Here is a 3186-nt window from a genome sequence, read left to right as displayed (position 1 = left end):
GCTGGCGGACGTGCTCCGGCGGCGCGGCAAGACGGACGAGGCGGAGCGGCTGCTGCTCCGGTCGTCCCGGCTCCGGCCCCGGTCGCCGCTCCGGCCCCGGTCACCCCGGCTCCGGCCGCCGCCGCGGTGAGCGACGGCGCGTACGTCACCCCGCTGGTGCGCAAGCTCGCCGCCGAGAACAACGTGAACCTGGCGACCGTCCAGGGCACCGGCGTCGGCGGTCGCATCCGCAAGCAGGACGTCATCGCCGCCGCCGAGGCCGCCAAGGCCGCCCCGGCTCCGGCCCCGGCCGCCGCCCCCGCCGCGCCGAAGGCCGCCGCCGCGGCCCCGTCGCCGCTGCGCGGTCAGACGGTCAAGATGACCCGCATGCGCAAGGTCATCGGCGACAACATGATGAAGGCGCTGCACGGCCAGGCGCAGCTCACCTCCGTGGTCGAGGTGGACATCACCAAGATCATGAAGATGCGCGGCAAGGCCAAGGACGCGTTCGCGCAGCGCGAGGGCGTCAAGCTCTCCCCGATGCCGTTCTTCGTCAAGGCCGCCGTCCAGGCGCTGAAGGCCCACCCGGTCGTCAACGCCCGGATCAACGAGGACGAGGGCACCATCACCTACTTCGACTCCGAGAACGTCGGCATCGCCGTCGACTCGGAGAAGGGCCTGATGACCCCGGTCATCAAGGGTGCGGGTGACCTCAACATCGCGGGCATCGCCAAGAAGACCGCGGAGCTGGCCGGCAAGGTCCGCTCCGGGAAGATCTCGCCGGACGACCTCGCCGGCGCGACCTTCACGATCAGCAACACCGGCTCGCGCGGTGCGCTGTTCGACACGGTCATCGTGCCCCCGAACCAGGTCGGCATCCTGGGCATCGGCGCGACCGTCAAGCGCCCGGTGGTCGTCGAGACCCCCGAGGGCACGGTCATCGCCGTCCGCGACATGACCTACCTGTCGCTCTCCTACGACCACCGCCTGGTGGACGGCGCCGACGCGGCCCGTTACCTGTCGGCCGTCAAGGAGATCCTGGAGGCCGCCGAGTTCGAGACCGAGATCGGTCTCTGAGCCCCACCGGCTGAGGCAGTCGCCTGAAGGCGCGGCCCCGGTCCCGTACTTTCCGTACGGGCCGGGGCCGCGCCTTTCGCGTGGGCGGGTTTGGCGCGCCTTTTACGCTCCCGAAACCGGGCGGGCCGCCGGGAGCCCCCGCTCTGCCGGGATAATGACGTGCGGTCCGGTTCCGGGCCCGCCCGCTAAGGAGCCCCCACATGGCCACACCCGTCGTGCATTCGCTGCGCGAGCAGATCCGTGAGCACATCCTCGAAGGCATCATCAGCGGGCGCTGGCAGCCGGGCGAGCGGATCGTGGAGCGGCGGATCGCCGCCGAGCTGACGGTGAGCCAGACCCCGGTGCGGGAGGCGCTGCGGGAGCTGGAGTCGCTGCGGCTGATCGAGTCGGTGCCCAACAAGGGCGTCAGGGTGCGCACCCTGACCCCCACCGACCTCAAGGAGAGCTATCCCGTACGGGCCGGCCTGGAGCAGGTCGCCGCGGAACTGGCGGCGCCCGCCCTGGCCGAGGACGACGCGGCGCTCCGGGCCGAGGTGGCCGCGCTGTACGCGGCGGACCGGTCGGGCGACGGCGAGGCGCAGGTGCGGCACACGGTGGCCTTCCACCGGGAGATCGTCAGAGCCGCCGGGAACTCCGTCCTGCTGCACACCTGGGAATCGCTGGGCATCGAGGTGTGGACGACGCTGTCGATCCGCTGGCTGAGCCCGGAGCCCCGCTCGTACGCGGAGGACCACGAGGAGATCGTGGCGGCCTTCGAGCGGCGCGATCCGGAGATCGGCGAGCTGCTGCGGACCCATGTGCTGAGCTGCGCGCCCCGGCTCTGACACCCCCCTTCTCCGCTCCTCGGGAAAGTTTTTCCGTACGTCACGTTGATCGATCATCGATCAGAGGCGTATCGTCTCCGCGGGACACTTATGCGTCCCGTACACCCGGTCCTGCCGGTACGAGCCCCGCCATGGCGCCCTGTCCTGTGACATGGCGAGGCTCGACGGCGAGGGCAGGGCCCCGCGCGCCTTCCCATGCCCTGGCCGACGCGCGGGGTCCTGTCGTCGCCGCTGGGCATGATGGACGCATGCGCGCAGCCAGACTGATCAAATTGGTGCTGCTGCTCCAGTCCCGCCCGTCGATGACGGGGTCCGAGCTGGCCCGGCAGCTGGAGGTCTCGGAGCGCACGGTCGCCCGGGATGTCCTCGCCCTCTCCGAAGCGGGCGTCCCCGTCTACGCCGACCGCGGCCGGTCCGGCGGCTACCGCCTCATCGGCGGGTACCGCACGCGCCTCACCGGTCTGGGACGGACGGAAGCGGAGGCGCTGTTCCTGTCCGGGGTCCCGTCCGCGCTGCGCGAGATGGGGCTGGCCGACGCGGCCTCCGCCGCCCGGCTCAAGGTCGCCGCCGCGCTCCGGCCCGACCTGAGCGACGCCCCGACGAGCGCCGCCCAGCGCTTCCACCTGGACGCGCCCGGCTGGTGGCAGCCCGCCGATCCCCCCGAACTGCTGCCCGCGATCGCCGACGCCGTATGGGACGACCGCTGGATGACCGCCCGTTACCGCAGGCGCGACACGGAGGTGGAGCGCGAGCTGGAGCCGTACGGGCTCGTCCTGAAAGCGGGCGTCTGGTACCTGGCGGCCCGAGCGGAGGGCCAGTTCCGCGTCTACCGGGTCGACCGCTTCACGGCCGTGACGGCCGGCGAGGACCGCTTCCTGCGCTCGGAGACCTTCGACCTGCCGGACTTCTGGGAACGGCAGGCGGAGGAGTTCACCCGCTCACTGCTGCGCGAACGGGTACGGCTGCGCCTGACCGCCGAGGGTGCGCGGCTCCTGCCGCATGTCACCGACCGCGCGGCCGCGCGGGAGGCGACGGCCTCCGGCGCGGAGGCGGGGGGTCTGCTCACCGTCACCCTGCGGGTGGAGTCTCTCGACGTGGCGTACGGGCAGCTTCTTGCGCTGGGGCCGGAAGCGGAAGTGTTGGAGCCGTCTTCGCTGCGCGAACGCTTCGCCGAGGCGGCGGCGCGGGGCGCGGCGCTCTACCGGTGAGGTGTGCCGCCGGGCCCCCGACTACCCCGCCGTTGCCGCCTGCGGCGGGAGCGGCCTACGGCCGCGTCCTCAAACGCCGGACGGGCTGGATTTCCAGC

General features: G+C 72.4%; 3 protein-coding genes. All 3 read left to right on the top strand.

The genetic code is table 11. From position 1 onward, the window contains the following. Positions 1 to 1056 (top strand): 2-oxoglutarate dehydrogenase, E2 component, dihydrolipoamide succinyltransferase (sucB, locus tag ACWD4A_RS35200; protein ID WP_451200533.1); only part of this gene is annotated, 1056 nt, incomplete at its 5' end. A 200-nt stretch (positions 1057 to 1256) separates the two neighbouring features. Further along, a complete protein-coding gene (locus tag ACWD4A_RS35195) occupies positions 1257 to 1880 on the top strand; it encodes a GntR family transcriptional regulator (protein WP_451200532.1) in 624 nt (207 codons plus the stop codon). Positions 1881 to 2128: 248 nt separating this feature from the next. Continuing rightward, on the top strand, positions 2129 to 3088 hold the full coding sequence (locus ACWD4A_RS35190; protein ID WP_451200530.1) for a helix-turn-helix transcriptional regulator: 960 nt from the start codon (positions 2129 to 2131) through the stop codon (positions 3086 to 3088). The last annotated feature ends 98 nt before the right edge of the window (positions 3089 to 3186 follow it).

The sequence above is a fragment of the Streptomyces sp. NPDC002537 genome, assembly GCF_053594975.1.
This window is presented reverse-complemented; position numbering and strand designations above follow the sequence as displayed.